Annotated in this window: 21 protein-coding genes and 2 tRNA genes; 3 read left to right on the top strand and 20 right to left on the bottom strand. The window is 48.9% G+C overall.

Annotation, left to right across the window (positions count from 1 at the left end; all coding sequences use genetic code 11):
* Window positions 1–200 precede the first annotated feature (200 nt).
* Window positions 201–277, bottom strand: a tRNA-Met gene (locus AC4ICF_RS20370).
* Between the two features lie 287 nt (window positions 278–564).
* On the opposite strand from AC4ICF_RS20370, the gene argG reads away from it, so the two are divergent.
* Window positions 565–1,911, top strand: a complete 1,347-nt coding sequence (gene argG / locus AC4ICF_RS20375) for an argininosuccinate synthase (protein ID WP_023294661.1) — start codon at window positions 565–567, stop codon at window positions 1,909–1,911.
* A gap of 178 nt (window positions 1,912–2,089) precedes the next feature.
* Here argG and AC4ICF_RS20380 read toward each other — a convergent pair.
* From AC4ICF_RS20380 to rlmE, 17 genes are all read right to left on the bottom strand, one after another.
* Window positions 2,090–2,176 (bottom strand) — tRNA-Leu (locus tag AC4ICF_RS20380).
* Window positions 2,177–2,185: 9 nt separating this feature from the next.
* Window positions 2,186–2,518: a preprotein translocase subunit SecG gene (gene secG / locus AC4ICF_RS20385; RefSeq protein WP_021242256.1), complete on the bottom strand. Its 333-nt coding sequence runs from the start codon at window positions 2,516–2,518 to the stop codon at window positions 2,186–2,188.
* A gap of 207 nt (window positions 2,519–2,725) precedes the next feature.
* Entirely contained in the window at window positions 2,726–4,021 is a 1,296-nt protein-coding gene (locus AC4ICF_RS20390) for a M23 family metallopeptidase (protein ID WP_439209952.1), read from the bottom strand.
* Window positions 4,021–4,857, bottom strand: a complete 837-nt coding sequence (locus tag AC4ICF_RS20395; protein ID WP_316379861.1) for a prepilin peptidase — start codon at window positions 4,855–4,857, stop codon at window positions 4,021–4,023. Before AC4ICF_RS20395 ends, AC4ICF_RS20390 begins: the two co-directional genes overlap by 1 nt.
* Window positions 4,858–5,009: 152 nt before the next feature.
* Window positions 5,010–6,038: a type II secretion system F family protein gene (locus AC4ICF_RS20400; RefSeq protein WP_316379860.1), complete on the bottom strand. Its 1,029-nt coding sequence runs from the start codon at window positions 6,036–6,038 to the stop codon at window positions 5,010–5,012.
* Window positions 6,022–7,560 (bottom strand): ATPase, T2SS/T4P/T4SS family, encoded by a 1,539-nt coding sequence (locus tag AC4ICF_RS20405; protein ID WP_316379859.1) that lies wholly within the window; start codon window positions 7,558–7,560, stop codon window positions 6,022–6,024. The genes AC4ICF_RS20400 and AC4ICF_RS20405 overlap by 17 nt, the downstream gene beginning before the upstream one ends.
* Window positions 7,557–8,285: a hypothetical protein gene (locus AC4ICF_RS20410; RefSeq protein WP_316379858.1), complete on the bottom strand. Its 729-nt coding sequence runs from the start codon at window positions 8,283–8,285 to the stop codon at window positions 7,557–7,559. Before AC4ICF_RS20410 ends, AC4ICF_RS20405 begins: the two co-directional genes overlap by 4 nt.
* Window positions 8,273–9,187: a hypothetical protein gene (locus tag AC4ICF_RS20415; protein ID WP_316379857.1), complete on the bottom strand. Its 915-nt coding sequence runs from the start codon at window positions 9,185–9,187 to the stop codon at window positions 8,273–8,275. Before AC4ICF_RS20415 ends, AC4ICF_RS20410 begins: the two co-directional genes overlap by 13 nt.
* 3 nt (window positions 9,188–9,190) lie before the next feature.
* Window positions 9,191–9,733 carry a pilus assembly protein gene (locus tag AC4ICF_RS20420; RefSeq protein ID WP_316379856.1) on the bottom strand — a complete coding sequence of 181 codons (543 nt, stop codon included), beginning with the start codon at window positions 9,731–9,733 and terminating at the stop codon, window positions 9,191–9,193.
* An 11-nt stretch (window positions 9,734–9,744) separates the two neighbouring features.
* A complete protein-coding gene (locus AC4ICF_RS20425) occupies window positions 9,745–11,202 on the bottom strand; it encodes a type II and III secretion system protein (RefSeq protein ID WP_316379855.1) in 1,458 nt (485 codons plus the stop codon).
* Window positions 11,203–11,215: 13 nt separating this feature from the next.
* Window positions 11,216–11,692, bottom strand: a complete 477-nt coding sequence (locus AC4ICF_RS20430; protein ID WP_316379854.1) for a TcpQ domain-containing protein — start codon at window positions 11,690–11,692, stop codon at window positions 11,216–11,218.
* Between the two features lie 26 nt (window positions 11,693–11,718).
* Complete coding sequence (locus AC4ICF_RS20435; RefSeq protein WP_316379853.1) at window positions 11,719–13,671, bottom strand: type II secretion system protein; 1,953 nt, start codon at window positions 13,669–13,671, stop codon at window positions 11,719–11,721.
* 80 nt (window positions 13,672–13,751) lie between these two features.
* The gene (locus AC4ICF_RS20440; protein ID WP_316379852.1) at window positions 13,752–14,465 is read right to left on the bottom strand and encodes a type IV pilus major pilin; all 714 of its coding nucleotides are present in this window, start codon (window positions 14,463–14,465) and stop codon (window positions 13,752–13,754) included.
* A gap of 408 nt (window positions 14,466–14,873) precedes the next feature.
* A complete protein-coding gene (glmM, locus tag AC4ICF_RS20445) occupies window positions 14,874–16,211 on the bottom strand; it encodes a phosphoglucosamine mutase (RefSeq protein ID WP_316379851.1) in 1,338 nt (445 codons plus the stop codon).
* Window positions 16,204–17,052 carry a dihydropteroate synthase gene (folP, locus tag AC4ICF_RS20450; RefSeq protein WP_163329748.1) on the bottom strand — a complete coding sequence of 283 codons (849 nt, stop codon included), beginning with the start codon at window positions 17,050–17,052 and terminating at the stop codon, window positions 16,204–16,206. The genes glmM and folP overlap by 8 nt, the downstream gene beginning before the upstream one ends.
* Before the next feature lie 98 nt (window positions 17,053–17,150).
* Entirely contained in the window at window positions 17,151–19,085 is a 1,935-nt protein-coding gene (ftsH, locus tag AC4ICF_RS20455; RefSeq protein ID WP_013098921.1) for an ATP-dependent zinc metalloprotease FtsH, read from the bottom strand.
* Window positions 19,086–19,187: 102 nt separating this feature from the next.
* Window positions 19,188–19,814 carry a 23S rRNA (uridine(2552)-2'-O)-methyltransferase RlmE gene (gene rlmE, locus AC4ICF_RS20460; RefSeq protein ID WP_003861812.1) on the bottom strand — a complete coding sequence of 209 codons (627 nt, stop codon included), beginning with the start codon at window positions 19,812–19,814 and terminating at the stop codon, window positions 19,188–19,190.
* 127 nt (window positions 19,815–19,941) lie between these two features.
* Here rlmE and yhbY point away from each other — a divergent pair, with 127 nt between their 5' ends.
* Window positions 19,942–20,235: a ribosome assembly RNA-binding protein YhbY gene (gene yhbY, locus AC4ICF_RS20465; protein ID WP_003861814.1), complete on the top strand. Its 294-nt coding sequence runs from the start codon at window positions 19,942–19,944 to the stop codon at window positions 20,233–20,235.
* Window positions 20,236–20,386: 151 nt separating this feature from the next.
* Here yhbY and greA read toward each other — a convergent pair whose 3' ends face one another.
* On the bottom strand, window positions 20,387–20,863 hold the full coding sequence (greA, locus tag AC4ICF_RS20470) for a transcription elongation factor GreA (RefSeq protein WP_006812122.1): 477 nt from the start codon (window positions 20,861–20,863) through the stop codon (window positions 20,387–20,389).
* Window positions 20,864–21,091: 228 nt separating this feature from the next.
* Between greA and dacB the strand changes: the two genes are divergently transcribed.
* Window positions 21,092–22,525 carry a serine-type D-Ala-D-Ala carboxypeptidase gene (gene dacB / locus AC4ICF_RS20475; protein ID WP_192983864.1) on the top strand — a complete coding sequence of 478 codons (1,434 nt, stop codon included), beginning with the start codon at window positions 21,092–21,094 and terminating at the stop codon, window positions 22,523–22,525.
* A 43-nt stretch (window positions 22,526–22,568) separates the two neighbouring features.
* Here the strand turns inward: dacB and opgB are convergent, their stop codons facing one another.
* Window positions 22,569–24,905 (bottom strand): phosphatidylglycerol--membrane-oligosaccharide glycerophosphotransferase, encoded by a 2,337-nt coding sequence (gene opgB / locus AC4ICF_RS20480; protein WP_316379850.1) that lies wholly within the window; start codon window positions 24,903–24,905, stop codon window positions 22,569–22,571.
* Between the last annotated feature and the right edge of the window lie 100 nt (window positions 24,906–25,005).

Genomic DNA, 25,005 nt, shown 5'->3' on the forward strand with positions numbered 1-25,005 from the left:
CCCAAGACATAAAAAAAGGGCGTAAAGCCCAGTTATTCTGTAGTCAGATAACAAAAAACCCCGATAAATCGGGGCTTTAGATAACTGAACCCTATAGCCACAACTGTGGCCTGGAGCACTCTCCGAAAGAATTTTTTCAAATCCAGCTACGAAGGCTCTAAGTCTTCACAGTATATTTGAAAAAGAACTTTATGGGAAAGTGGTTGCGGGGGCCGGATTTGAACCGACGACCTTCGGGTTATGAGCCCGACGAGCTACCAGGCTGCTCCACCCCGCGCCTGAAACGTGGCAAATTCTACGCGTTTTGGACAGAATTTGCAAATAATGCTGGGATTTGGTACCGAAGACGGGACGTAAAATCGGCGTTTAGTATATTGATAGTTGACCCCACCTGTCAAGGCGACTTCCGCCAGACAGAACAGACCAAAATTTTTACAAAAAACGCACGAGTCTCTTCCGGTATTCGATAAAAGATGATTAAATGAATACTCACTTATTTTGCATAAAAATGCACAAGAGAGCGAAAGCGGTCTCTAATCAGTCAATCAAGCAGGGTTTTATTCTATGACGACGATTCTCAAGCATCTTCCGGTAGGACAACGTATTGGCATCGCTTTCTCAGGCGGCCTGGATACCAGCGCTGCACTGCTGTGGATGCGCCAGAAGGGAGCGGTTCCGTATGCATATACTGCGAACCTGGGTCAGCCGGATGAGGACGACTATGATGCTATTCCTCGTCGCGCTAAAGAGTATGGTGCAGAAAACGCACGACTGATTGACTGCCGTAAGCAACTGGTTGCAGAAGGTATCGCGGCTATTCAGTGCGGTGCGTTCCATAACACTACCGGCGGCCTGACCTATTTTAACACCACCCCGCTGGGCCGTGCCGTCACTGGCACCATGCTGGTTGCCGCCATGAAAGAAGATGGCGTGAACATCTGGGGTGACGGCAGCACCTATAAAGGTAACGATATCGAACGTTTCTATCGTTATGGCCTGCTGACCAACGCAGAGCTGCAGATCTACAAGCCGTGGCTGGACACCGACTTCATCGACGAGCTGGGCGGCCGTCATGAGATGTCCGAGTTTATGATTGCCTGCGGTTTTGACTATAAGATGTCCGTCGAGAAAGCCTACTCCACCGACTCCAACATGCTGGGTGCGACGCACGAAGCGAAAGACCTGGAGTTCCTGAATTCCAGTGTGAAGATCGTTAACCCGATCATGGGCGTGAAGTTCTGGGACGAGAACGTGAAGATCCCGGCAGAAGAAGTGACCGTACGTTTCGAACGCGGCCATCCGGTTGCGCTGAACGGCAAGACCTTCTCTGACGACGTTGAACTGATGCTGGAAGCAAACCGCATCGGCGGTCGTCACGGTCTGGGCATGAGCGATCAGATAGAAAACCGTATCATCGAAGCGAAAAGCCGCGGCATCTATGAGGCTCCGGGGATGGCGCTGCTGCACATCGCGTACGAGCGTCTGCTGACCGGCATTCACAACGAAGACACCATTGAGCAGTATCACTCTCATGGTCGTCAGTTGGGCAAACTGCTGTATCAGGGTCGCTGGTTCGATCCACAGGCGCTGATGCTGCGTGATGCGCTGCAGCGTTGGGTGGCAAGCGCGATCACCGGTGAAGTGACGCTGGAACTGCGTCGCGGTAACGACTACTCCATCCTGAACACCGTGTCGGACAACCTGACCTATAAAGCAGAGCGTCTGACCATGGAGAAAGGTGAGTCTGTGTTTTCTCCGGACGACCGTATTGGTCAGTTAACCATGCGTAACCTGGACATCACCGATACCCGGGAGAAGCTGTTCAACTACGTTGAGAATGGTCTGCTCTCCGCGAATTCCGGTAACGGCCTGCCGCAGGTTGAGAACCTGGAACACAGCGATAAGAAGTAATCGCTGATGTAACATGCAAAAGGCGCCCACACGGCGCCTTTTTGTTTGGCTTTTGTAGGGCGGGTAAGCGCAGCGCCACCCGCCATTTTGCCCGGTGGCGCTGCGCTTACCGGGCCTACGAACGGCAAAAGCTACAAACGAAAAAAAGACGTCTTTCGACGTCTTTTTTCTGGAATATTGGTACCGAGGATGGGACTCGAACCCACAAGCCCGTTAGGGCACTACCACCTCAAGGTAGCGTGTCTACCAATTCCACCACCTCGGTACGGAATACTTACTGCGGGATATCGCTGGTTGGCTTAGCCGGTGCAGCTGGCTGAGTCTGCTCAGTTTTCGCTGGCGCGCTCAGATTTTCCCACTCACTTCCTTTACTGGTCTTGTTGCTGTTGATATTGCCCAGCACCAGACTGATGATGAAGAACAGCGTAGCCAGAATCGCCGTTGTGCGGGTCATGAAGTTCGCAGAACCACTTGAACCAAACAGCGTACCGGAAGCGCCTGCTCCGAAGGAGGCTCCCATATCAGCGCCTTTACCTTGCTGCAGCATAATCAGCGCTACGAGAGCGATGGCTACAATAAGGAAAACAACTAAAAGAGCTTCGTACATAATCAACCTGTTCCTTGCGGATTTGCCGCATACCAATGCTTCGACCAATTAGCAGGATTTTTGTTTCCCACTGAAGCGGGTGTGAATACTAACCAAAGCGAATGGCCTTCGCAAGGGCATTTTCGTTCCATTTTATCAAGTGAGGAAAAAACCATCAAAGTGATTTTTAAACGACCATAAAACAACGCTCTAAACCGGGAAACCTTATTATTTTGCTTTGGAATTGGCTTGATCTATCTTTTTCAGCTTGTACTTTCCAAATTTTTTCACGATTCGCCAGTCACCGTCATCTGTTTCAATGATCTCCTGGGGCGAATACATGGTCATTTTTCGCCCGGTTCGTACCCCAATTTGCACAGAATCCCCTTCCCCCGCGATCACCGCAATTTTCGGGGTCATATCGACAGGTTCGGGTGCCGGTACTGGCTCCGGCACAGCACTTGTCTGCTCGATGGTCCGTTCACGTCTTTCACCAGCCGGTTCAAAAAGCAGCGTCATCGGGTCAAGCAATTTATCATCATGAATGATCTCAAGATGCAGGTGGGGCCCATCGGTGCGCCCCGTGTTACCCGACAACGCAATCACATCCCCTTTCTGAACATACTGATTTTTTATCATCAGCAGCTTATTAAGGTGCAAATATCGGCTGCTCCAGCCGTCGGGATGACGGATCGTCATATACAGACCGGTGACAGGCCCATATCCTGTTTCCACAATCATGCCGTCTGCAATAGACATGACTTCACTATTCAAAGCTGCACGAAGATCGACACCCTCATGACGCATAAACGTATGCACGATTGGGTGATAACGCATACCAAAAGGCGAGGTTACCACTGGCTCAGAGCGTAAGGGGAAGACGAACTGTTGCCCTCTTGCCTTTTGACTTAATAACGGCTTCCAGACCGGCGCAGGTGCGCTACTGGTTGGGATCGTGGAATTCATTACCGAAAACACGCTACTTACTGCCGCTCCCCCATCCACAGGAAGAATATCCTCGTCAGAGGAATCATCTGGCGCGACCTCAAGCGAGCCAGGTTCATCCGTTTTCACGATCAGTGAAGCAGGATCAAATGGTACAACGATAGGCTCGTCTTCTGGCTCCTCGGGTGGGGGAGCAATACTTTTTTTACAATTGATTTCCCCAAAATAATTTAGTTCGGTTGCGTGATTCCACCGTCCCAGCAAAGAGCGAATATAGCGCTGTGAAAAACAGTATTCAGGGCCATCGGCTTTCGGATGACGATGAAATATATGTTGTGCTGGCGGCAGATACGGTGCCAGCCAGGCGACGGTATCTGATACGGTGAGATAATGAATACGCTCAGGATCGTCATCACACGTTGTTCGCACGGACGATTCATTCATCCGAAAATCGGGCGAATGCGTTTTTGCGTTAAGTAACTGCGACAAGCCTTGATACGTCGTGTAATAGCACTCCGGTCCAATCGTCGAAGCGGGATGCAGGGTTAACAGCACACCGGATAACAGCAGATAAGACATTATGTTAGCACCTCCATGTGCATAATGATGACAGCGGTAATAGCAATTGCGGGGCCGAAGGGAATATATCCCCCCGTGTTCTTTTTATTTTGTGAGCAGGTGTTTGAAATCCAGCGCACTAAAAAGAACACGGCACCCAGCGACGCCGACCCCAGCATTAATTGACCAACATTATCGCTGCCAATCCACGCGGCGCAGGCCGCAAAGAGTTTAACGTCACCATTTCCAAATCCTTCCCGGCCGGTTACCCACGTAAATCCTTTTGCCATTACCCAGCTAAACGCCCAAATAAACGCAGCGCCAATAACGCTATCACGAGGGGAGACAGGAATAATGTTTCTGACAGATGCGATCAACCCAGCCCAGAGCAAAAAATATACGAGGCTATCTGGCAGGAGAAAGGTCTTCAGATCAATCATCGCCAGGGTGTAAAGCAGGCTTAAAAATAATGCCACAAACACAATTTGGATCAGGCTATGCTGAGGGTAATAGCAGAAAACCAGTAAGAAATAGCCGATCCCTATCAACGCTTCGCTTAAGGGATATTGAAACGGAATTGTGCTTTTACAGCAGCGGCATTTACCACGCAAGAACACCCAGCTTAAAACCGGAATATTATCCCACGGCTTAATGGGTGTCTGACAAAGAGGGCAGTGCGATGGCGGCCACCAAAGATTGACATTGGGCAATGTTTTCAACGTCTCGTCGTCAGCCGTCTCCCGGAAAAGCATGATTGGCAGACGGTAAATCACCACGTTAAGAAAACTACCAATCAACAACCCTAATACTAACGCCAGCCATGGGTAGTAAGGGGCAAAAAACGCTTCCAGGCGCATTTAAACATCCTTATTAATAGCAACCAATGCATCTTTTACGACGAGAACCGGGCATACATCGTAGAGATGTATTTTCCACGATGTACTCCAATGAGATCAACGATGCTAAATGGATATTTTTCACTGTAATACCATTTGACATCGCGTTTTGATTAACCGCCAGCAGTTTGAGAGAGCGTATCCATCAATGCGAACAATGATACAAATACCCATACTACGCATCCACCCAGTATTACCGTTGCCAGGTTTTTTAATAAACCGGCCAGTTTTTTGATGTACTCCTGTATATGGTCGCGGGAACGATCGGACACCGAGCGTAATACCTCATTAAACGAGGGCAGTTCAGCATACAGACTGATGTTCAGCAATTCCTCTTTACCGAGTAGCCCTGTCGATAGCGCCTTACTGTAGTGGATCCCTTGCGCCATTTTGTCATTCATCACATCAATATGCCAACGTAACCAACGGTTGGCGTTAAGCCGTACAATATGTAAAGAGTCAGTAAGAGGAATGTTGTTACTAAGCATCAACGCAAGGTTATTCAGAAACACGGATGACGCAAGTTGTCTATAAGTGGAAAACGGCAAAATTTTGTCAAATATTTTATTGCGCACGTTACCGCTCAAGTTTGCCATGGCAAATTTTGCAACGAAGACAAAAATGACAAAACCCAACAGAATCTTCAGCCATAACCCTTGATAGAGGGCAGTACCAAAATTATATAAATTCTGGGTTACGCCAGGCCATTTTTCCACAGGGACTACCGAGGCGAAAGCCGGGAAGACCTTTTGCGAATAACCTGCAATAACGATCAGTGACAGGCTTATCATTATGAGCGGGAAAATCAGCGCACCAACAATTTTTTTTCGCAGTTCGTCATTATATTTAATGACCGCTACCAGCGTCAAAAAACCATCGGCGAGGCTTCCGCTTTTTTCTGCCGCCGTAATCACGCTGAGCTCTGAGTTAGGTACGACATCAGAGAACACAGCAGACACTGAAACCTCCTGCTTCATTTGCAGGATAACCTCGCCCAGTTTATCACTGAATCCTTTCCCCAGAAGCGTACGCCCTTCTGTTTGCAGCTTTTGCAATGAATCGAATAGCGGCAACCCTGCGCTAATCATATCGGCGCAAAACTGGTAAAGGTATAAACGCTGTTTTTTACCGAATTTTTTCAACGATCATCTCCAGATCTTCTTCAGTCATTTCGCCAAACTCCATGGCAAACCATGCGGCATCAATGCGCCCTTTCAGCACATGTGACATCACTTTTTCACGGATTTCGAAACCTTCTGTCAAACCAGGCGCTGTAGCACGTTTTTTACGCCACAGCGTATAAACGTTGAGCCATTCTTGCCTGGAGATAGCAGCCAGCTCGTCATAGGTTGGCAGGAAGTATTCCATTGCCAGCTGTCGTCCTTTGATACCGCTCTGACGACATTGCTCACAGCCGCCTTCACCAGCGGTGTAAAGAGTAAACTCACGACCGGAAATGGTTTTTGTACCCATAACGGTCTTACAGTTTTCACACAGCACCGGCACCAGCTTCTGACACTGCAGCCCCGCGACGAACCCCGGAGTTGAGAGTTTGTCACTGCCGATCCCCAGGGCCGACATACGCTGCAGCAGTGAAACAATATTACCGGCGTGCACGGTGGTGAAGCAGTAGTGACCACTCTCTACTGCCCCTGCCAGCGCGTTAGCGGAAATGTTGTCTCGAATTTCCCCTACCATGAGGACATCGGGATCGCGGCGCAGGGCCGACTTAATAGCGGCATGGAAACCACCGCCAGAAACATCCACCACGGAGCTCTGCTTCGCACCGTAAATCTGATACTCAACCGGGTCCTCCACCGTCAGAAAACAACCGCGATCTTCATAGCGGTTGATTTGCAGCCACTCCATCAGGTTTTTCAGAGTGGTAGATTTACCTGAACCCGTCGTACCCGCAATAACGTAAGCACCGTATGGGTTGCTGAGGATTTTTTTTAGATCCGCCACTTCCTCTTCAGAAATGCCGATTTTGTCCAGCGAGCCGATATTCCCCTTCTGCAAACCTGAGGGAATAATACGCAGAACCGCATGGTAACAATCCGCCGTTTCACCAAATATCGGGAAGTGAGCATAGCGGAAGCGATATGGCTTACCGGACAAGTTGTAAAGAATGTTGGCGTTTTGCGGGATAGCACGGTTCCACGTGGTATCACGTGTCGTCGCTTCTACGTTGTAAAGCACGAACACCAGCTCATCGCAGAGTTGGGACTTAAGCTGCATGAACGGCATTAAAACGCCGTTTACGCGAGCCTCAAAGAGTGCCAGCACATCGTTACGCGTAATGTGTAAATCACTTGCGCCCATGCTAACCACGCGCTGAAGAATCGCTGCCAGCCGCTTCTGTGTATCGGTAATATCGATGTTTTTATTCGCATCGCTGAGCAGCTTCAATGAGACGTGCTCAACGATACGGTAATAGTCTTCTTCAGCGACAAGCGCCAGGCCCACGACCTGACGTTTGTGCTGAGAAATCAGTCTCGACACCTGTATCTGATATTCAAATAAGCTGCCGATGCTGAGCGTACTCACCACGAGGTAATCGTTCTCCTCGACCGTAGCCGTGAAACCGATCCCTTCGAATTCCTGGTAAGTCCATTTTCCAGCGAGCAATTCGTCGGCTGATATACGCGTAAAATCCAATGTCACTGCACTGCTTCCTCTGCCATTACAACTGACTTCCTGTCTTTAGCGAGCTTAAACTTTCTGCCCCCCACATCGAACGTTTCGCCCGGGCGAACATAACGAAGCGTATCTCCGCTCTGCACCGCAACGCGATTTGTGCCACCGATATCGGCTTCCAGCACCACACGCGGCATGACAATCGCTGCAGCGACTGGCGCCTGCGGCTTGGATACCGCTGCCGGGGCTTCAACCCGCGGTGCAGCCTTCATCTTGTCTTCGCCACGGAGTTTACGAATCTGGCTGCGAAGTTTTTCAAGCTCCACCTCGTTAGCCAGTTTTCTGCGCTGCTGTTCAAAGGCGTAATCATCTTCAACAATTGACGCCAGCTGATCCTGGACTGACGCTGTATTGGCCGCGTCTTCCTGCTTAGCTTCTTCTGACTGCTTTTCTGTTGTTTGAGGCTTAATCTTGTTCTTTTTCTCACCAGCCGACTGGGCTGATACCAGGTTTGAAGCAGTCATCGCAGGCTTTTCAGCCGCCTTTTGCTGAGCAGCCTCAGCCGGAGCTGACACGAGTTTTGCCTTAGCATCGTGTAGCTCTTTTTTCATTGCCTCTGCGCCAGTTTTCACGAGAACGGGCTGCGTTTTATTTGCCGGAACCTGCGGTAAGTCAGTTGTCGGAGCGGCTTCTGCGCTCCCAACCAAAAACGTTAACGCACTGGCCATTACCATCGATTTTACTTTTTGCATACCAGTCCTCCTGAAACTTTCATTCCTTTGTCTTTCGTCTCTAATTTATTAACAATAAAAGCATCGCGATACGCTTGCTTATAAAGTAACAACTGCATGTTCGTCATATCGTCTGATGATAATGCACTCTCACCTGATTTTATTTCCAACTCCCATTTACCTACCTGCAACCCATAACTTTTTACTTTTCCAGAAAGCGTGGATTCAAGGTCACCAAGGCTGGAGCCGGGCATTTTTTTAATCACAATCTGGCCAAGGTTTTTACCATTTTTGCCCTGACCTTTAACCATCGAATTGAATGTCATAATATAGGAAACCACATCACTACATGCGTGTAATTCAAGTGGTTTTTTATTGTCATAAGCTTCCTGGTGCTTATTTTTATTCAGATGTGACTCTATCTTATCGTACTGGAAATCCATCTTATTTTTTGCGGATGAGTTCCCTTTCCCTTTTGCAATAACGGTAGGTTTATACCATTTACCCCAGAAAGGTTTTTCCGGCAACGCCCATAAAGCCCCTTTACTAAAAGCATAACTGAACTTGCAGGATTTGTTATCACAGTTAAACGCATATTTATCCTTCGGGATGATCTCAAGTGTCTTATCACTTCTTTTAATTTCATCAAGCAATAATACAGTCTCATCAATACCACCGCCGGCCAGAGAACTTGTGTAGAAACTCTTAACCTTTGCGATATCATCCCGCAGTTTTTGGGCAGCCTGCTGTTGGCGTGCAATCGCCTCTTCTTTCGCCTTCGCTTCTGGAAGCATGACGAAGTAATACCAGGCTCCCGCGCTACCGCCGATGATAAGAATAAGAATAATCAAAATCCCTATAATCAGCTTTAGCTTTGAAACCGTGCCGTTTTTATCTTTCCAGAAATACATTCCTTCCAGCATACGTTATCCCGTCACAAAAAAATGAAGCAACAATGCCAAAACAGCCAAAAACGCAACACCGCCCGAAAAAATAGAACCGATGATGATACGACGGCGTCGCTTCAGACGCGCCTGTCGAGCACAGCAGCGCTCGACAACGGCAGTAATCTGAGTCTCTTCCAGAGGCGTGACTTCCAGATGACTGTACTCATCGGTGTGCTTCATTAACTCATCAAAAAGCGCTTTGTTGATAAAGCAGTCCGTTCCGCTGACGATCCGACCGTCATTAATAATCAGAAAATATGTCGCCTGATTAGATTCATGAGAGAAATAAATCCCATCTCCATAGAGCTCTTTTACATAAAGTGCAAACGGCTCGTAGAGCGTGGAGATCTTTGTGCTGTAACCAATAGCCAACTCTCCAACAGAATCTTTATAAACCAGACGGCGATAGGCTTTCATCATCCCGCGGAATGAGGCCTGCTCCGCCGGTTGCAAGTGCTCCAGGCTTTGAGGCTCCCAGTAGAGTCCGGTTAATATGTTATTCTTGAATAAAATATCATTCATCGCGAAGCCACTTATTCACCACGTGAAGTAATTGGCTGACGATAATAGTCAACCCCGATTACCATCAGGACCGTTGCGACGCCGTCTGAGTGAGTGTCATTGGCCCCCAACACTTCATACTGGAGTCCATCTTTCGATGCCTTCGCTTCAAATTTACCTACAACCAGCAAATCTCCCGGCTTGATAATGGAAGAGTTAAACGACTCGGTAGTGCTGACGTTTGGCAGCTGTACGTCTTCATACTCGTCAATAGAGTTGAGGAAACGCTTGGTGAAACCGCTGACCACTTCGATACGGCCATCAGACAACACGCGCGGGGTGATGATAAAGCTGGTACCGGTGACAATTTCATCAGTATTAATTTCAACGTTAACTTCACCGGTATCATCTGTTGTACGCGTTCTTCCGGATACATAGTATTGAGACTGCGTCATGTTGACCGGAATCGCCATATTGTTGCGCGTGATGAATGAACCACTTTGCAGCGATTCACTACCCGTTAATTTATATAACGCATCCAGACCCGTACTGATATCAACATGGCTGTTCTTCCAGCCCGCGGTGATACCGCCGCCGAGGTTATTCAGGATACTGCTGCTGATATTGATGGTGTTATGTGCATCTGCAAAATTAAGATTTAAACCGCCGCCCAGATTCTTCTCTTTTGTTTTATCAAGTAAATAAATGCGATACGTGACAATAAACTGACGGCTGTTATCCGCTTTATATTTATCCAGCGCTTTGCTCAATGCCTCATGTTCAGATGGACGTGAATTCACCATCAGAATCGAAGAATCCTTAAACAGAGTGTAGTTACCGGACGTGACGTAGTTTTTCGCCATATCTTCCACATCATCCCAGAAAGAGGACTCAAACTTCGTCTCGGATTTTCCGGTCAGGCCGCCACCAGACGTCGCTTCGTTACCTGACAGATCCAGGTTCGTTTCCGTTTTGTTATTTTCGCCATAGAAGTCAAGACGCATAACATAGGTATCGAAGACGTTAATTTTAAGAATGTTGCTGGCGTCCAGCGCAGTGTTGACGTCATAAAGCGAACCGATATACTTCATGAAGTCTTCGAAGTTGCCGTCGAACTGCACGGAGCGCGGCGTGTCCCACGAGTCATCGGTGCTTGCTTTTTTCCCCCCCATCGCAGAGGCGTTAATACGGAAGCTAATCCCGGTTTGTGCCGAAACCACCTCCATCAGAGCCGACAGCGTGGTAGGTTCATAGGAGGTAATTTTCACATGTTTGCCCATTACCTTCTGCTGTTCAACGCTGTACTGTACTTTCTTGCCTAAATAGGCAGAGTCATACTTAATATAGGGCTTGGTTTTCGCGTCATCAATGGTGGTTGAATCGGAAGTATTTTCTGTAATTTTTTTTGGGATGTCGTATTTTTTTTCAAAATCGCTTACGCATCCTTGCGCAAGGAAAGCCAGCAATAAGATACCTGTTTTCAGTTTCATGGGTTCCATCCACTTACATTTCATCAATAACGATAACGTGGTTTTTTTCGTATTTCTTAACGACTAAACCGTAATTTTCAGAGAAAAAGAGTTCACCTAACGACTGTAAAATGTCGTCATCACTTTTCCCACTCAAGGTAATAGTATTGTAAATCAGATAATCTTTTTTACTGTTCCAGAACAGTTTGTAATGGTTGCCTTCAGTCCATTGTTTTAATGCCTGGCTTAACAATATGTTTTCCGGGAGCACCAAAGAACGTGTCCCAGATGTTGCGGGTACCGCTGTCGCTACGGGGGCCATCGGGACATAAGCTGGCGATACACCATTTTCTTCAGCAAAAGGGTTGCGTGGTGTCGCAGCGCCCGCAGACGTCGTAGTATTCGCAGCCAGTGTCACTTCGGAAGAGGTGTTCATTGATGCATAGGTATTACTCACGCAGCACAGTAATATGCCTGCTACAATCCATTTATTGCTGTTAATAATATTCATATTATTATATTCCATTATATCAAAAGTTATTCATAATGCTGTGTGTCGATTAAATCTTCTGGTGTACCACTTTGTGGAATCGTGCTACACCATTTTGTAATGGTATAAGAAACAGTATTTGGATTGAGAATATTCATACCTTCCCCCGTAGTGGCGCTATACATGCCCATTGTTGCACTAACTATCCAGACATATTTTGTATTTTGATAGATATAGTGCTTGCCAGCTGTTCTATTCGGCGCTAGCTTGGGCCCGTTAGGTGTAGTATCTTGCTCTGCAAATTCAACCTGGACAGCAATTCCTCCAAACATCCCCACAGGGTATTCATCTTTCAACATTGCTCGGTTTTTTTCTGGTACGGAAAAGCCCCAAGGTCCTGTAGGATGGCTGTCATCAGGCTGGGGTTGAGCAGCAATGGAAGAAATAGATGCCGCTAACCGAGGATAAAGCTGTCGCGTATATTTAAATTTCCTGATGTTACCTTCATCATCCAGAACCGGTTGCCCATCACCGTTGATAAGGGTAAGTTCCTGCTCCACTTTTGGACACGTTTGGACAGCGTAGCGGTACCCCCCTTCATTGGTTGGGATCCGACCTTCATAAGCAAAATCATTGTATTCCACATATGATGGTTGCTTTTCACTATCAGGTAATTCTTCGCCATCAAACGTGTGGTCTAAGTTCGTGCCATAACCCATAGGGGCACCGTATTCGACAGAAGGTGGCGTAACTAATTCATAGGCATCGTAATGCTCAGAAAAGTAAGTGCGACTACTAAGAGGTACCTCGGTGTCTACGTAAGGGTTAGTTGAATCAACTCTTTGATCGTCCAGAGCATATTCAGCTATGTGTTTTCCACCGTACATTTCGTTGATTGTTAAAGGGACCGGATTATTATTTTCATCAAAGACTAACCAACCACTGCCAGCTCTTTTGAATATCGCAACTTTTGTTGCTGTATTTTCCATGACAAGATTTGCTTTCAGGGTGCCTGTCATATCGTTATTCCTGGTATTGTCAGGGTCTGTCATGGTCAGATCCAAAACGGTATCCTCGCCATGTGCGCCGGTTCCCGCATTATCGTCGTAGCACAGCTTCACGCCGCTATCGCCACGGGCCCAACAGACCTTGCCGCCGGCATTGCTGCTATTGCCCGAATTATCGTTAGTATCAATAGTAAAACGCACGCCAAACTCGTCTTTCTTGTACTGGTCCAGTGCATCAAGGTTGCTGGCCATGCTGCTCAGCTCAATCGGTGTTTTATTATCTTTTTTATTCAGAACCAGCTGCCAGTTCGATGAACTGTTTGTGCGGTGCACAACCATCGCATGCGATACCGTAAAACCGGCTTTTGAGAACGCCTCGGTAAAATGGGGCGCGAAATCGGCAAAATGATAATCGGTGTTTACTTCTTCTTTTTTGAACCGAACGATCGTATCAATGCGATTGATATCGAATTGACGATCAGAATCTTTACCCCCCCCCGCAAAACCCACGCGATCAATTACCGCAGTAGAGTTGGTTGCCACATTGCGCATAAAACAGGGCAGATACTCTTTTTCAAACGCAAAAGTTGATTTCAGCGATGATTTACAGTTGCTGCTTAAGAACAGATAGCGCTGCTGTTTGGTTTTATTATTGTCATCACCCCACAGATAATAGTTATCCTTGCTGCCCGTGTCGGTGGCATCAATTTCATTCGTAATGCGCGTATGATAAACCTCATACTCACTATTTTCATCGCTATAGAGTGGACTGTCAGTTTCGTTTTTCTTGCCAACCAGCGCAATGGTGTCATCATCAATAAATTCCAGTACCCCCTTCATTTCCTCAGCAAGGGCGTCGGCGACGTTCTGCTGAGCGATATTCTCGGCTTTTTTCCGCGCATAATGCGTGTACATCACCATAACGCCGCCAGCAATAGCCAGCACAATAATGATTTCCAGCAAACTGAAGCCTGAATCCTTTCTGATGCGCATCGTTCAAGTCCTGTTTAGGTAATTAACAAAGCCCCCCATCATCAGGGGGGCTCACTAAATAACAAGTATTAAGTACTTAATTATTTGCTACCGAAGATCACACCGTTAATTGCACCATCGCCATCACAAACGCCAGCAGCAGTGATGTCTGTAGCGGCAATTTCGCCAGAGGTCATAGTCTTCAGAATTGCGCCAGACTTAGCGACGCTCAGGTTACGACCTGAAACACTCGCAATAGTAGTACCCGCATTAGCACCAGATTTCAGCGCTTCAACGTAATCCCACTGGTTACCCATCTGAGAAATCAGGTTACGACACTCTTCAGTCTCCAGACCGTTTACAACCAGAACGAATGCTTTGTTCTGAGAACTGGTACCATCCAGTTGTGCATTGGTAATCTGGAATGCGTCGTTGGAAACGCCGTTGAAAGATTCGTCAGGAGAAATCTTACCCAGTTTAACCAGGGTAACAATTGGCGTATCCAGTGTAGACTTAGAGATATTAGATTTGGTCAGACCAACAATACCGCCTTTATCTTCAGGATAGCTGCCTTCATCCTTAAACGCTTCAGCCATAGAGGTACGAATGCTGTTCGCGTTGTTCTGAATATCAGACAGGTCCTGTGCGGTGAATGCACGCTGCGCCAGAATAACAACGCCTGCCGCAATAACACCGATAATACCCAGTACAATGATGATTTCCAGCAGGGTTACACCGCGCTGTTTACGCATCTCCTGTAATTTCGCAGCCTTGCGATTCAATTTTCCTTTCAGATTCCAAACCATGGTGTTCATTCTCTTTCCCTTTAAATTATTTTAATTCCCAAGACCGTTCCTGAGAACGCAGCGCATTATAGGAATGCACATCACGTTTTTATAGCCCCATACAACCACTATAGGAATATATTTAGACCCAGAAACATAATGCAGATAGACTTTATTTACACATAATAGTCAAACGAAATCTTCTTAACTTATCATTAAGAGAAATTAAAATTGATATAATGGGGAAAATAGAAAATGGGTATAAGTTTGAAACACATATTATTTAATATGTGTCTTATTATGAATAGTTACACTTTTTCACAAAGCTTTCAATGTTAATATGTTAAGAGTTGAACCGACTTCTCATAAGTATTCCCATTCACAATATAAATAAAAAGGGCGATATTCATCGCCCTTAAAAAAATGAGAGTGGTTTAATTATGCAATTTTCACGGCATCCGCGATACGGTGCGCAAATTCGGTGACCTGCGCTTCGTCTTCACCTTCCACCATCACGCGGATCAGCGGCTCGGTACCTGACTTACGCAGCAGCACGCGCCCACGACTACCCAGAGCAGCTTCAACGTCAGCCATTACCGCTTTCACGTTGTCATTTTCCAGCGGATCGCCTTTACCGGCAGTGAAACGCACGTTCACCAGAATCTGCGGGAACATTTTCATCCCGCTGCACAGATCGTGCAGGCTCATATGGTTGCGCGCCATCGCGGCAACCACCTGCAGCGCGGCTACGATACCGTCGCCAGTAGTGGTTTTGTCGAGCAGGATCACGTGACCAGAGTTCTCGGCACCAATACGCCAGCCTTTCTCCTGCAGTTTTTCCAGCACGTAGCGGTCGCCCACTTTCGCACGAACAAATGGAATACCGAGCTGTTTCAGCGCCAGCTCCAGACCCATGTTGCTCATCAGCGTCCCAACCGCGCCACCGCGCAGCTGGCCCTGGCGCAGGCCTTCACGGGCAATGATGTAGAGGATCTGATCGCCGTCGACTTTATTACCTTCGTGGTCAACCATGATCACGCGGTCACCGTCGCCGTCCAGGGCAATGCCCAGATCGGCTTTTTCCGCCAGCACGCGCGCCTGCAGGGCACGCACGTCCGTCGCCCCGACTTCTTCGTTAATGTTCAGGCCATTCGGCTCGCAGCCGATGGCGATGACTTTTGCACCCAGCTCGCGGAACACATTCGGAGCGATGTGATAGGTTGCGCCGTTTGCACAGTCCACCACAATTTTGAGATGCGCCAGGCTCAGCTCATTCGGGAAGGTGCCTTTACAGAATTCAATATAACGGCCCGCTGCATCAACGATACGGTTCGCTTTACCCAGCTCAGCGGAATCAACGCAGGTGATCTCTTTTTCCATTTCAGCTTCAATGGCCTCTTCCACTTCGTCCGGCAGCTTGGTACCGTCAATGGAGAAGAACTTGATACCGTTGTCGTAGAACGGGTTATGAGACGCCGAGATCACGATCCCCGCTTCTGCACGGAAGGTGCGCGTAAGGTAGGCAACAGCAGGTGTTGGCATTGGGCCTGTAAAGGAAGCTGAAAGCCCGGCAGCCGCCAGACCTGCTTCCAGCGCAGATTCCAGCATATAGCCCGAAATACGGGTATCTTTACCAATAATGATCTTACGTGAGCCATGACGCGCCAGTACCTTGCCAGCAGCCCAACCGAGCTTCAGAACAAAATCAGGGGTGATTGGAGCATCGCCTACGCGCCCACGGATACCATCGGTACCAAAATATTTACGATTACTCATAGCGTTTGTTTTCCTTCGCTGCCAGTGTGGCTTCCACCACACGCATGGCTTCTACTGTTTCTTTGACGTCATGGACACGGATAATGTGCGCGCCTTGCATCGCCGCAATTACCGCGCAGGCCAGGCTGCCACTCAGGCGCTCCCCCGGTCCTACATTCAGCAATTGGCCGATCATTGACTTTCTCGACATCCCTACCAGCAGCGGCAGGTCAAAATGATGAAATTCCGATAAGCGCGCAAGCAACGCATAATTGTGTGAGAGATTTTTACCGAAACCGAACCCCGGGTCGAGCAGCAATTTCTCTTTTGGGATGCCTGCACGCTCACAGCGTTCAATATGCTCAATAAAGAAGCGATTCACCTCGGCAAAGACATCATCATACTTCGGTGCTTCCTGCATGGTTTTCGGTTGCCCCTGCATGTGCATCAGGCATACCGGCAGGCCGGTTTCTGCAGCGGCCTCGATCGCTCCCGGTTCGGTCAGCGAGCGGATATCATTAATAATGTGAGCACCCACTCTCGCCACTTCACGGATCACTTCTGGTTTGGACGTATCGACGGAGATCCACACCTCGAAACGTTGCGCGATGGCCTCAACCACCGGCACCACGCGCGCCAGCTCTTCTTCCACCGAAACATCTGCCGCGCCGGGACGCGTCGATTCACCGCCAACGTCAATGATGGTGGCACCCGCGTTGATCATTAAATTTGCGTGCTTAACCGCGTCGATAAGCGTGTTGTGCGTGCCGCCGTCAGAGAAGGAGTCAGGGGTAACATTCAGGATCCCCATCACATGCGGATGTGAAAGATCGAGATGCGAGTCCTGGGCGAAGAGTTTCATGGTTAAATCCCTGGTTTTAGTATGGTTTAACGGAAAAGAAAAACCCCGGAGCAAGCTCCAGGGTTTGAGGTACAGACAAACGCTTCAACAGCAGTGACTTACTTGTCGCCCAACTGTTCTGACATGGTGTTGCCCGGGTTTGGCGTACGCGGTTCATCGACCGGACGCGGCGCACGCGGGGTGCCATTATTGTCAGAATTGTTGGAAGCGCCTGGGTCTTCCCAGCCCGCTGGCGGACGCACTTCGCGGCGAGCCATCAGGTCGTCAATCTGCGGTGCATCAATGGTCTCATATTTCATGAGCGCATCTTTCATCGAATGCAGGATGTCCATATTGTCGTTCAGGATCTGACGCGCGCGACCGTAGTTACGTTCAATCAGCGCTTTCACTTCCTGGTCGATGATACGTGCCGTCTCATCGGACATATGTTTCGCTTTCGCCACAGAGCGGCCCAGGAATACTTCGCCCTCTTCCTCTGCATAAAGCAGCGGACCGAGTTTGTCGGAGAAGCCCCACTGAGTCACCATGTTACGCGCCAGGTTTGTCGCCACTTTAATATCGTTCGACGCACCGGTAGACACGTGTTCTGGCCCGTAGATGATCTCTTCTGCCAGACGACCGCCGTACAGGGTCGAAATCTGGCTTTCCAGCTTCTGACGGCTGGCGCTGATCGCGTCGCCTTCAGGCAAGAAGAAGGTCACACCCAGCGCACGACCGCGTGGAATAATCGTCACTTTGTGCACCGGATCGTGTTCCGGCACCAGGCGACCGATAATCGCATGGCCCGCTTCGTGGTACGCGGTGGACTCTTTCTGCGCTTCCGTCATCACCATGGAGCGACGTTCCGCACCCATCATGATTTTGTCTTTCGCTTTCTCGAACTCCACCATGGACACCACGCGCTTGTTACCGCGTGCGGCAAACAGTGCAGCTTCGTTGACCAGGTTAGCCAGGTCCGCACCGGAGAAGCCAGGGGTACCACGCGCAATGATTGCCGCGTCGATATCTGGCGCCAGCGGTACGCGACGCATGTGGACTTTCAGAATCTGTTCACGACCGCGAACATCCGGCAGACCGACCACAACCTGACGGTCGAAACGGCCTGGACGCAGCAGCGCGGGGTCAAGTACGTCCGGACGGTTAGTTGCCGCTATAACGATAATACCTTCGTTACCTTCGAAGCCGTCCATCTCAACCAGCATCTGGTTCAGGGTCTGCTCACGCTCATCGTGACCACCACCCAGGCCTGCGCCACGCTGGCGGCCTACGGCGTCGATTTCATCGATGAAGATGATGCACGGTGCTGCCTTCTTGGCCTGCTCGAACATGTCACGCACACGAGATGCACCGACACCCACGAACATTTCCACGAAGTCAGAACCTGAAATTGTAAAGAACGGCACCTTCGCTTCACCCGCGATGGCTTTCGCCAGCAGGGTTTTACCGGTACCCGGAGGGCCGACCATCAGAACGCCTTTCGGGATCTTACCGCCCAGTTTCTGGAAACGGCTCGGCTCACGCAGGTATTCAACCAGCTCACCCACCTCTTCTTTCGCTTCGTCACAACCGGCGACGTCAGCAAACGTGGTCTTGATCTGGTCTTCCGTCAGCATACGCGCCTTGCTCTTACCGAACGACATGGCACCTTTGCCACCGCCGCCCTGCATCTGGCGCATAAAGAAGATCCAGACGCCGATAAGAAGCAGCATCGGGAACCAGGAAATGAAGATAGAAGCCAGCAGGCTTGGTTCTTCTGGCGGCTCGCCTACCACTTTGACGTTTTTGGTCAGAAGGTTATCAAGCAGCTTAGGATCGTTCACCGGGATGTAAGTCGTGTAACGGTTACTATCTTTCTTGGTAACGTTGATCTCACGTCCGTTGATACGCGCTTCGCGAACCTGGTCCTGATTGACCTCTTGCAGGAAGGTAGAATAATCCACCTTGCGGCCATTCGACTCGCTGGGCCCAAAGCTCTGGAATACTGACATCAGCACAACGGCAATGACCAGCCAGAGTATTAGGTTTTTCGCCATGTCACTCAAGGGATTAACCTCATATTACAACTGTGTTAAAAACAGCGTCAGGATACTCTATATCCAGTTTCATTCAAACTTTCGCCTGAAATCTACCGGTTATCATTTTCGCCCGGTCGCTACAATATACACTTCTCGGGAACGGGCCCGGGAAGAGTCCGGCTTACGAACTTTAACCTTCGCAAACAGGGAGCGAATTTCCTTAAGATACTCCTCGAAACCTTCGCCCTGAAACACCTTCACAACAAAACTACCACCAGGCGCTAGTACATCACGACACATTTCTAACGCTAGCTCCACCAGATACATGGCGCGGGGGATATCCACCGCCGGTGTTCCGCACATATTTGGTGCCATATCCGACATGACAACCTGGACCTTACTGTCACCAACACGATCAAGTAACGCTTTCAGCACTAATTCATCACGAAAGTCGCCCTGAAGGAAGTCGACACCGACGATGGGATCCATTGGTAAAAGATCGCACGCGATGATGCGGCCCGTTCCGCCGATCTGCGTTACCGCATACTGGGACCATCCGCCCGGTGCCGCACCGAGGTCAACAACCGTCATCCCCGGCTTAAAAAGTTTGTCACTTTGCTGTATTTCATCAAGTTTAAACCAGGCACGGGAACGTAACCCCTTTTTCTGTGCCTGTTGAACATATTTATCGCTAAAGTGTTCCTGAAGCCAGCGGCTGGAACTGGCAGAACGCTTTTTACCTGTCATTTAACATTTCCGTCCTGGTTCATCGTTGCTTGCCTGTGACGTAAATTTCTACGCAGCTATTTGGCGATATAAGGGAGATGGCGGTAGAATGAACCGTTTTCAATCCCAACGTAAGCAAAAATATACGATGAATCTGAGTACTAAACAAAAACAGCACCTTAAAGGTCTGGCACATCCGCTCAAGCCTGTAGTGATGCTTGGCAACAATGGTTTGACCGAAGGGGTGCTTGCCGAGATTGAACAAGCGCTGGAACACCACGAGCTGATCAAGGTGAAAATCGCCTCTGAAGACAGAGACACTAAAAACCTGATCGTGGAAGCCATCGTGCGCGAAACCGGCGCCTGTAATGTACAGGTCATCGGTAAAACGCTGGTGCTCTATCGCCCATCTAAAGAGCGTAAAATCTCGCTGCCACGCTAAGGATATCCTGAATCAATCACATTTTCTGTGTGAAACGAGGGATTTCTTTCAGCAGGCGAGCAAAATGCCATGCTCCTTGAGTTGATAAAAGGCCGCTACGCGGCCTTTTTCTTTTCTTTACAATGTATCAACATCTTAGTAGAGAAGCGAATTACAGGTATTCAACCTTAATAATTTCGTATTCCACTTCGCCGCCAGGGGTGCGGATGGTGACAACATCGTCCTGCTCTTTGCCAATCAGGCCACGAGCAATCGGTGAGTTCACCGAAATCAGGTTCTGTTTGAAGTCGGCTTCATCATCGCCCACGATGCGATAGGTCTGCTCTTCGTCGTTGTCCAGGTTCAGAACGCTGACGGTAGAACCAAAGATCACGCGGCCATTGTTAGGCATTTTGGTGATATCGATAACCTGCGCGTTAGACAGTTTCGCCTCGATATCCTTAATGCGCCCTTCACAGAAACCCTGCTGCTCGCGCGCCGCATGGTATTCAGCATTCTCTTTCAGGTCGCCATGCTCACGGGCTTCCGCGATAGCGGCGATGATTTCGGGGCGACGCACGGATTTCAGGAAATCCAGCTCTTCGCGCAGTTTTTCGGCACCACGTAAGGTCATCGGAATAGCTTGCATTTGTTATACCTCTTAAACATTCCTGTTGGGAGCAGTGTTCCCTGCTCCTGCCCCCCTAAGCGGGCAAGAAGCAAAAAGAAAACCGACCCGGGAGCGACGCCCCAGGTCAGCAGCAATTTTTCAATTTGATACGCATTTTACCGCGAAGTTCACTATGGGTCATCGTTTACTTTGCAGTGCTATGCACCGTAGTATGACGGTTTGTTTTCGGGTTGTTAGCGCGAGATTATGCGATTTTCCAGTTTTATCATCGGATTGACTACCAGTATAACGTTCACCGCCCAGGCCGCGAATGTTGATGAGTACATTAATCAGCTCCCCGCAGGCGCGAACCTTGCCCTGATGGTGCAGAAGGTTGGCGCACAGGCTCCCGAGATTGACTATCACAGTCAACAGATGGCGCTGCCTGCCAGTACCCAGAAGGTGATCACAGCCCTCGCCGCCCTGCTTCAGCTCGGGCCTGACTTCCGTTTTACCACCACGCTTGAAACCAAAGGTAACGTCGAGGGTGGCGAACTGAAAGGCGATCTTATCGCCCGTTTCGGTGGCGATCCCACCTTTAAGCGCCAGGATATCCGCAACATGGTGGCGGTGTTAAAAAAATCCGGTGTGACAAAAATCGATGGCAACGTGCTGATCGATACCTCTATTTTTGCCAGCCACGATAAAGCCCCAGGCTGGCCGTGGAACGACATGACGCAGTGCTTTAGCGCCCCGCCTGCGGCCGCGATTGTTGACCGCAACTGCTTCTCGATTTCCCTTTACAGCGCGCCAAAACCGGACGATTTAGCGTTTATTCGCGTGGCATCTTACTATCCGGTGACCATGTTTAGCCAGGTGCGTACGCTGGCTAAAGGCTCCCCGGATGCCCAGTACTGCGAACTGGACGTGGTGCCTGGCGATCTTAACCGCTACACCCTCACCGGCTGCCTGACGCAGCGCGCCGATCCGCTGCCGCTGGCCTTCGCGATTCAGGATGGCGCAGGCTATGCGGGTGCGATTCTCAAGGATGAACTGAAGCAGGCGGGAATAACCTACTCCGGCACGCTGCTACGCCAGACGCAGGTCAACCAGCCGGGCACGGTCATTGCCAGCAAACAGTCACCGCCGCTGCATGATTTATTGCGGATTATGCTGAAAAAGTCTGACAACATGATTGCCGACACCGTATTCCGCATGATTGGTCACGCGCGCTTCGGCGTGCCGGGAACCTGGCGCGCGGGCTCAGACGCTGTTCGTCAGATCCTGCGCCAGCAGGCGGGGATCGATCTGGGTAACACTATCGCCGTCGATGGTTCCGGATTATCGCGCCATAACTTGATTGCCCCGGCCACCATGATGCAGGTGCTTCAGTACATTGCACAACATGACACAGAGCTAAACTTTATCTCAATGCTGCCGCTGGCCGGACACGACGGTTCGCTACAGTATCGCGCCGGGCTTCACGCTGCGGGTGTGGATGGCAAAGTATCCGCTAAAACAGGTTCACTGCAGGGGGTATATAACCTTGCAGGCTTCATCACGACCGCCAGCGGACAGCGCATGGCATTCGTGCAGTATCTGTCCGGCTATGCCGTCGAACCGACCGACCAGCGCAACCGTCGTATTCCACTGGTTCGCTTCGAGAGCAGGCTTTATAAAGATATTTACCAGAACAATTGATGTTCGCGTTGGCCTGCAGTGGATTGCAGGCCATCCCTCACCGTTACTTCCTGTCGGTGGTCTGAATCACTGGCGTAATCTTCACTTCAATCAGTCCGATACCTATCTTTCGCACCGGGGAAGTAAAGCTTTGCCCTAATATGCTTCCCTCTCGGCTAAGCGTGGGCTCAGGTGGGGTAATTACCAGCAAACGGGAATAGAGATCCCCTGTGTAATGAAGGGTAACCCTGGTCGCCTTCTCACCAAAACGCACATACTGCGTCTGTTCGCCAATTGTTATGGCAACGGGGGCATTGATATTTTTGCCATAGGCTTTCGCTTCAATCTCAACATTAAATTCGCGTGGAAACGGTGACTTATAGAGCAACATGACTGAAGGAGAGGTCAACGCGTCTGACCAACGCCCCCAGGACTCCTGGCGACCGATACCCATCATATTTTCGATAAACACAGGTCTACCGTCTAAGGCAAATTTGAATGTATTCGAGACATAACGAATGTCATCAGGACTCATTTTCATTAGCCCCTGCTCACGTTGATAACGCGCAGTATCTGTTGGGCTATCATCAATGCTTACCTTGCCTTCATATACATCACCGCCTATTTTATCGACCGTAATCTTTCCTCCGGCCTTACCCTGTGTGACGCACCAGTCTTCAGAAAGCACGAACTCGTTCCGCCAGATAGTTGCAGGACGAAAACATTTATCGACCCAGACAAACCCCTCGCCTTCAGGTAAAAATGCCAGTGATTGCCTCAACGAGATATTTCTACTGCCATCGTCAATAACGGGCAGCACTTGATCAGATTTAATGTCAATCAGGATTGGCAAGCTAAAGGTATGACCGCTAAACGTAATTTCTTTTTTCTGTGTATTGATCGTAAAATCGTCGATGTGGTCTGGCATTCCCCAAAGTCCACGTATGCTGTCAGCCCATGCATACAGTTTATTTTTGAAATCAGGCACACTTTCCGAGAGCGATTTTTCGCTGACCGAACTCCGCCCCAGGCCTATTTTCTTTTCGCCACCCAGCAGATCCAGCACAGTTGCCCCATTATCAAGAGTACTTCTTGGCTGCGATTTCAGGCCAGGCTTCACCTGCGGCCCGAGGATGAAAAACAGATCCCGACGCTCCAGTTTGTTGAGGTAATCAACAGAAACCGCTGTACTGGGCATGGCCAAATGATCCGATGAGAGAACAATCAGCGTATTTTTGGCCCAGGGGGATGACTGAATCTTTTGTACAAATCGCGAGATGTCTTCCTGGCTGCATAGCACGGCGCTTAATGCTTCAACAGAACGGCCATCAATGGTGTAATTTTTCTGACGGCATCCGGGGGAGATATACCCCCTCGGTGGATGTGTATCGACCGTCAGTGTAAACAGGGCGAAACGCTGTCCGGAAGCGGAAAGCTCGTTAAATTTTTCCCAGGCTTTGTCCAGCACCACGTTATCATAGAGACCCCAGTTATTTTGCAGTTCAAAATTATCCTGCAAGCCAGATTCCGTTAACCCCCATGTATGCTTTATGCCATGCATTTTAAAAAAAGCATCTTTGTCAGCAAAATGAAGATTTGCACCTTGATAAAAATAGGTGTCGTAACCTGACGCACTCAGTATATCTCCCAGGCAATGGCTCTCCGGGTAGAATGTTCCAACCGTATTTTCACCATTAAACGCTGTGGGTTTGAATAATGGTAACCCGCATTGCGAAGCAACTATACCCGCGATGGTAAAATCAGTGGCTGGCATCTGGAAAGTATTAGAAAAATCGACGCTTTTCTCTTTTAATTCCTTTAAATCTGGTAACAAACCCGGAAAGACTTTTTCATCGAAATAAGTACGTTCCAGACTTTCAGCATAGATGTAAACTAAATTGAACTTAGGCTGTTCAATTTTACTGGGTTCATTAATATAATATTCATTAAAATCTGAACCATCCACTGCTTCTGATAACATCATCGTGCCACTAAGTTGCGAAAAAGCAGGTGAAACAAGCAATGCCAGAACACTACAAAAGGTGGACAACACCGCATAAATCCAGTTTTCTTTATTACCTGCACTGCCACTGAATAATACCTTATGAATAACAACAACAACCGCAACACAGAGGAATACTGCTAATATGGATGGCCAAATGTAATCATTTATTTCTCCGCCCTCCATCGTTGTCGTTAACGTGTAAAGAACAGACTCATTGACCCCATCACCGGTAAAATACTGGCAAACAGTCCAAAAACCATCGAGAAAAACGGCGCCAACAGTCGATACAAAAATGAGTACTGAAATGTAAGCATTTTGTTGAGCTTTATACCGATAAATATAAGTTGCAACAATAATACAAACTATCGAAAGCATTAATAAATAAAGAGATTCCATTCTTTTACTCGTTTATCGCAGTACGTCAATGACAACAACTGTGTCAGAAAAAGACTAACATTATATCTGGCGGCCTATGCCCCCACTATTCAATTAAATT

It is taken from the genome of Enterobacter sp. ECC_219_Taxon_10, from assembly GCF_058354905.1.